Origin of the sequence: Microcystis sp. M20BS1, assembly GCF_020245305.1 — a bacterium.
Lineage (GTDB): Bacteria > Cyanobacteriota > Cyanobacteriia > Cyanobacteriales > Microcystaceae > Microcystis > Microcystis ichthyoblabe_A.
This window is the reverse complement of record NZ_JADBUZ010000063.1, coordinates 1-6,746: the sequence shown is the minus strand read 5'-3', so window position 1 is coordinate 6,746 and position 6,746 is coordinate 1. Positions and strand designations below refer to the sequence as shown.

Sequence of the window (6,746 nt, the reverse complement as noted above, 5' to 3'; positions counted from 1 at the left end):
TTGGAAACTATCTCATCAAATTAGTCCCCCCATAGAACCCCCTTGAGCCATCTTGCACACTTTTCTCTTTTTGTCAAATTTTATGTTAAGAAAGATGTGACTAATGGATAGCTTATCAAGGGGGGATTAAGGGGGGATCAAAGACGATTGCAGTTCGATAAACTCACTAACCACAATGGGATGCAAGACGTGCCATTGGTGTAAACTTAAGCACCACCAAACTCCCGTAAGGGCGAAGCATTTGGGCAATAACCTATCGCTGAAACCGTAATTTTTTTATCCGAATGCTTCGCCCCTACAAACTCAAATACCAAAACATAAGCCAATTTTGAGACAAAAGCAGATTTTTTGGTATGATAAAAATAACTATTGCAAAATTCTATGGTTTGGCAAGCGGGACAACTCCTCCACAATGGCAAGTACGAGATCCTTGAGGTCTTGGGACGGGGAGGTTTTGGCCTGACCTATAAAGCACGTCATCGCCAACTCACCCTGGAAGTGGTGATCAAAACTCCTGATATTTTGCAAAAAAGAGATACGGAATACGAGGATTATGTTAGACAATTTGAGGCGGAAGGGCGCAAGTTAGCCAAATTTTCCCAGACTCCCCATGCCCATATCGTCCGTATTTCCGATTTTTTTACTGAAGGTCAAGTTCCCTGTTTGGTGATGGATTTTATTCAGGGTCAAACTTTGATGGAAAGGGTGAAAACTCAAGGAAAATTATCGGAAGCGGAATGTTTAAAATATATTCGGCAAATTGGCAGCGCATTAGAGGCAGTTCATCAAGCAGGAATGGTACACCGAGACGCTCACCCTGGCAATATTATGATTCAACCCAATGGGAATGCTATCTTGATTGATTTTGGCATTGCTAAAGAGATTATTCCGGCCAGTAGTAGTTCCACAAATTCAGGAGCTAATTTGTATTTTGCCCCCTATGAACAGATTGTAGAACACTTTCAAAGTCAAGATAGAGCTTTAGAAAACATTACAAGTAATCGTAAACCTAGTGTCGATGTTTATACGCTTGCGGCTACTTTTTATTATGCTGTCACCGGACAAAAACCGACTCCTTCAATGGAACGCCGGGATAATCATCCTTTAACATCACCGAAAGAAATTAATCCTAATTTAAGTGATCATCTTAACACAGCCATTACTCTGGGCATGGCTTTAGAAAAAGAAAACCGCCCTCAGTCCATGTCCGATTGGCTTCAACAATTGGAATTACCACCGCCTCCTGTACCAAAACAATATCGTCAAGAAATAGTTAATCCCCCACAGCCAAGGAAAGAACCAAAAAGGGCTGAAACAAAAGCCCCTGTTAACCCAAAACCTTCTGAAAATTCTCTTCAGAAAAAACTCCAAGCTCTTCCCTGGGATTGGTTAATCGGTGTGTTTCTTGTTTATGGTCTATTTGGTTACGGTTTAGCTGCCAGTTCAGCACGATGGCAAGTTGTGGCTGTGGCTGTGGCTGTGGCTTGGGCTGGGGCTCTGGCTTGGGCTGTGGCTGGTGCTGGGGCTTGGGCTTGGGCTGTGGCTCTGGCTCTGGCTTGGGCTGGAGCTCTGGCTCTGTTGTGGGCTAGCACTCTAGCTGGGTATGGGTCTGAGGGTGTGGTTGTGGCTTGGGTTGCGACTGGGGTTGTGGCTGGAGCTGTAGCTAGGGCTGTGTTTTGGCTCTCAGAGAAAACTTCAATTTTTGATCCCTGGAAAGATACGGCTTGGTTTCATACTCTCTTGTCCTTTGTTTTTCCTGGATTGATAGGTTGTATTACTCTCAGTCTTATATTTCGTGACAATTTTGTTGTAATGGGAATAATGATCATAGTAATATTATCTATTCAGGTTTATACTACAATCAATTTAGATAAGAAAAACTTTAGTCATTTCAATATTTTTCTGATTCTTGCTGTTACAAATTTAAGTGGTTTAGCAAGCGGTTGGTTATTGGGTCTTCTCTAGCATTCCAAAGGCTAACAAAACATAAAACTATCATCATAATTCCGTTTTTTCTATTGTTATCTTCCCTAGATTAGGTTAATTAATGCAACCCAAAAATTAAATTGTGCCATAGTAGTGAGTCTATTCTGCTGAGGAGCATCTCACTTGTGCCATGCGTATTAATGCTTATAGCTGTCAAAAACTATAAAACAATGAGCTTGTAATCAAAAGTTCATGTCTGCGTCACAGTAAGTTCATATCCCCCACCTAAATTAGAGATAGTCAGTCCTCAGCCGTTTTCCAAAACACTCCTCTCACACCCACGATTACTAGGACTGACTTTTATTCCCTTCTCAAAATGGTTAAACAATAAAAACTATGACTCACAATATTTTTAACGATAATATCTCCCCGCGCAACGAAGGCAATCCCAAACGCTCCAAATCTTCTGCAATGAAAAAACTTTTTGCCTATTCCTCCTTACTGGTTTTGGGTGCCGGGTTAGGTATCGGTGCCACCTACGCCTACAGCCAAAATCCTCTAGAATTAGCCCAAAATATTGCCACCGCTACCAATAATCCTCGCCCCTCCACAGCAGCCGCAGCCGCTCCCTCAACCCTAGTTATTCCCACCAATTTTGTCGCTTCTGTGGTGCAAGAAGTGGGGCCGGCGGTGGTAAGAATTAATGCTTCTAGGGAAGTCAATGGAGGCGGTGATTTTTCGGAATTTGCTAACGATCCTGTTTTCCGTCGCTTCTTCGGTTCTCAAATACCAGAGCGAGGAGAAAAACAAGTTCAAAGGGGTACAGGTTCCGGGTTTATTATCAGTAATGACGGTAAAATTATCACCAATGCTCACGTTGTCGAGGGAGCAGATAAGGTGACAGTCACCCTCAAAGATGGTCGCACTATTGATGGTAAAGTCTTAGGTAGTGATCCTTTAACTGATGTGGCAGTGGTACAGGTGGAAACGAGCAATTTACCCACGGTTAAATTAGGTAATTCTGATAGTTTACAGGTGGGAGAATGGGCGATCGCTATCGGTAATCCTTTGGGATTAGATAACACTGTCACCACGGGAATTATTAGTGCCAAGGAACGCAATGGCTCCCAAATTGGTGCTAGTGATAAACGGGTGGATTTCCTGCAAACCGATGCGGCAATTAACCCCGGAAACTCCGGCGGACCTTTGTTAAATGCTCGGGGAGAAGTTATCGGAGTTAACACTGCTATCATTCAAAATGCCCAGGGTTTAGGTTTTGCTATTCCGATTAAAACTGCCCAAAGAATCGCTGAACAATTAATCGCCACGGGTAAGGTGGAACATCCCTATCTCGGTGTTCAAATGGTACAGTTAACCCCAGAGGTAAAAGAACAATTAGCCGATAGTCCCATGGCTGATAATTGGACTATCCCCGATGATTCTGGTGTCTTGTTAGTGCGGGTGATGAGAGATTCTCCTGCCGCAGCAGCAGGATTGCGATCGGGTGATGTGTTAAAGTCTGTAGGTGGTAAGAATGTCACCGATCCCGATGCAGTTCAGGAAATTGTGGCTAATACTCAAATTGGCGATAATTTACCCGTAGAAATTAGCCGAGAAGGACAAAAAATTAATCTGAATATTCAAGTGGGTAGCTTGAATACTGCTAACAGATCCTAGTCTGGAAGATAAGTGGTAAAAGACCTAAACTTTATAGAGAGCTTGTTAGTAAGCTCTCTATATTTCTGGTTTTACTTTTGGCTCTTGAATCGAATAATTATAGCATTTATCTTAATGGTGAGATAAGTAGGTAGTCGTTAAAAATTATCAGATACCCCCCTTATCAAGGGGGGATCGACACCCCCCTTATCAAGGGGGGATCAAGGGGGGATCGACACCCCCCTTATCAAGGGGAAATTAAGGGGGAATCGACACCCCCCTTATTAAGGGGGGATCAAGGGGGGATCAAGGGGGGATCGACACCCCCCTTATCAAGGGGGGATCAAGGGGGGATTAAGGGAGAATCGAAAGATAGTTAAATACTTGACCCTAGGCTCACAATTTTACTGTTGCGAGATAGAAAATAAAAACCGCTCGTAAGCTCGATTAATTTTTTGCATAATTTTAATCGCCATGACGGAGGAATTGTGATCGGGGTGATACTGACGAGCAAGCTGATAATATCTTTGCTTAACTTCTGAAAAACTGGCATTTTTAGAAACTTCTAAAACCTCCCACCAATCCTCGGAATCGGAGGGCAATATTTCTAATTCTCCTAACATTTCTGACCATATTTTTACCTTACCTCCATAACTACCTGTAATTAAAAATTGACCGTCAGGACTAAATTTTAAGGGAGCAGTTCCCCGTAAAGTTTTAATTAATTCTCCTGTTTGTCCTTGCCAAATTTTAATTTCTGTTCGGGAAGCACTAGCAATTAGATGGCGATGAGGATTAATAGCAATACTGATAATTGCCTGCTCGTGTGCCTGCCAACTTTTAATAATTTCTCCTGTCTTTATATCCCAGATTTTAATCGTTTTATCACTACCGCCACTAATTAGATATTGACCATCATTACTAAAAGCTAAACTGTTAACGGCTGCCCTGTCACCGATAAAAGTTTGATAAGCATAACTATGATCAAATCGCCATAATTTAATAGTTTTATCATCACTACCACTAGCAATAATTTGGCTATCGGGACTAATAGCACAGGTATTAACTGCCTCCTCATGACCGATTAAAGTTCGCTGCAATTCTCCTGTATGATAACCCCAGATTCGCAGAGTTTTGTCATTACTAGCACTAACAATAAATCTTTCATTGGCAGCAAAAGCTAATTGTAAAATTACACCATCGTGGCTATCGGGAGCATTTACACGAGCGAAAAAACTACTTTTATACTGCTTAGTTTCTAATTGCCACTGACTAATTCTGCCATCCAATCCACCAGCAATGATCGATTTACCGTTAGGACTTATCGCCAGAGTTTGGAGCGGTTCATTAACTCCCACAAAGGAATAAATTAATTTACCCGTTTCTCGCTGCCAAAGTTTTATGGTTTGATCTTCTCCCGCACTAGCGATAATTTTACCATCAGGACTAACATCGATCGCCCCAATATTTTCCTGATGACCTTTAAGAGTTTGGAAACACTGCCAAGATAAACGCTCTGGAATAGTAATTTCTGTAGAATATAACTGTTGATTTTCCTGAACAGATACTTCTTCTAAAAGTCCCTGTAGTTCTGCCTCTAGATTTTTATATTTTCGCGTAACTTCTTGCCAAAATAAAGCTTCTTCGTACTCTCTAGTAATGCGATCAAAAAATTCTAGATTGCCATAAAAATTATTGTTGGAGTAGGTGGGGGATAACATTTTCATCAGTCCGTAGACTCCTAACCCGACTATCCCACCAGCGATCGCCATAGAACCGGCACCAACAGCGAAAGCTGTACCTTTAACCGCGACTCCCACACCCCCAAAGGTAGAGTAGATACCGATTCCGCCAAGGCTTCCTATTCCCAAAGCTAACCCGACATTGTGATCGTTTGTTTCTAGTCCTTGCAGACTGGCATAAATTGCCGAACTTGTCAGGATGCCAATCCCCGTCATTCCCACTAAACCGACGCTTATACCGCCAAATCCGCCGACTAAGCCAATATTTCCCAGACAAGCAGATAAATTGGCTCCTGTGACTCCACCGACGGCGGGAATAACAAAATCGAGCTTTTTAGCCATATTTTTGCGAAATAATCAAGTTAGTCATCGGGTTTCTCCTATAGAGTTTAGCCTAGTTTGGTATCGACGACTGACTCCCCAAAATGGTACTTTTCCCTCCTGCCCCTGCCCCCTGCCCCCTGCCGACCGCCTCTTTCAAGTCAGTCCCGATGAAAAAATTTTCACCCCTACAGATGAAAGAGGTTTTCTTCCCTACACCCCACACCCCACACCCTACACCCTCTTTCCAGTCAGAGGCAATCAGGAAAAATGATAAGTATTTTATATATAAATAGCTTCAATGCTTAAAAATATTTAAATTTACAATCGGTAATATTTATTTTTACTTAAGAATTTATTGAGAATAATTTTTATTTATTTACGAGGTTGCAATACTTCCAGCGATTCTGGTACAATTTTCCATTATGCTATGATGGCCTTTATTGTAATTTTTAAGGTTTTTATGGTCTAGGTTGTCTTAAAACCCTTACTAAATCTAGATTTTTCCCTTGAGCAAAACCAAACACTTTCGCCAATTATCCCTTTTTTCCCCAACAGCGTTGATCTAATTTTTGTGTAGTTTTGTTGCAAAGTCAAAATTTTTTTGACAAAATGGCTAAATTGTGGTATGGACAAAGTATAACGGGTTGTGGATTGACCATACCTGTCACCTTATTTTCAGCGAATTATCAGAAAATTTGCCCACTAGAGTCGCCCTAGCTTGCTTTCTTTTTCTATAATAGGGGTTAATCTTCCCACACTTGTCAAACGGCTATGAGTCTCTGTCTCAATCCCGATTGTTCGCACCAAAACACCCCCACGGATAAATTCTGTCATAAGTGCGGTTCTCAATTACTGCTCAGAGAACGTTATCGAGCGCTAAAATTAATCGGTCAAGGGGGTTTTGGCAAGACATTTCAAGCGATAGATGAAGATAAACCCTCAAAACCCTATTGTGTAATTAAACAATTTTTCCCGTCAGCGCAGGGAACAGGAACTTTACAAAAAGCAGCAGAATTATTTAAAGAAGAAGCGATTCGTTTAGATAGTTTGGGAAGATACCCACAAATCCCCGAACTTTACGCCTATTTTACCGCTAAT

At 41.7% G+C, this 6,746-nt stretch carries 5 protein-coding genes; 4 read left to right on the top strand and 1 reads right to left on the bottom strand.

Annotated elements, in window-relative coordinates:
- The first annotated feature begins 381 nt into the window (after nt 1–381).
- Both IM507_RS06655 and IM507_RS06650 read left to right on the top strand, forming a co-directional pair.
- A complete protein-coding gene (locus tag IM507_RS06655) occupies nt 382–1,965 on the top strand; it encodes a serine/threonine protein kinase (RefSeq protein ID WP_287636791.1) in 1,584 nt (527 codons plus the stop codon).
- A 357-nt stretch (nt 1,966–2,322) separates the two neighbouring features.
- On the top strand, nt 2,323–3,603 hold the full coding sequence (locus tag IM507_RS06650) for an HhoA/HhoB/HtrA family serine endopeptidase (protein ID WP_287636790.1): 1,281 nt from the start codon (nt 2,323–2,325) through the stop codon (nt 3,601–3,603).
- Between the two features lie 383 nt (nt 3,604–3,986).
- Here the strand turns inward: IM507_RS06650 and IM507_RS06645 are convergent, their stop codons facing one another.
- Entirely contained in the window at nt 3,987–5,666 is a 1,680-nt protein-coding gene (locus tag IM507_RS06645; RefSeq protein ID WP_287636789.1) for a WD40 domain-containing protein, read from the bottom strand.
- A 4-nt stretch (nt 5,667–5,670) separates the two neighbouring features.
- Here IM507_RS06645 and IM507_RS06640 point away from each other — a divergent pair, with 4 nt between their 5' ends.
- Both IM507_RS06640 and IM507_RS06635 read left to right on the top strand, forming a co-directional pair.
- The gene (locus IM507_RS06640; RefSeq protein ID WP_002738100.1) at nt 5,671–5,919 is read left to right on the top strand and encodes a hypothetical protein; all 249 of its coding nucleotides are present in this window, start codon (nt 5,671–5,673) and stop codon (nt 5,917–5,919) included.
- A gap of 500 nt (nt 5,920–6,419) precedes the next feature.
- A partial coding sequence (locus IM507_RS06635) for a serine/threonine protein kinase (RefSeq protein WP_287636788.1) occupies nt 6,420–6,746 on the top strand: 327 nt, incomplete at its 3' end.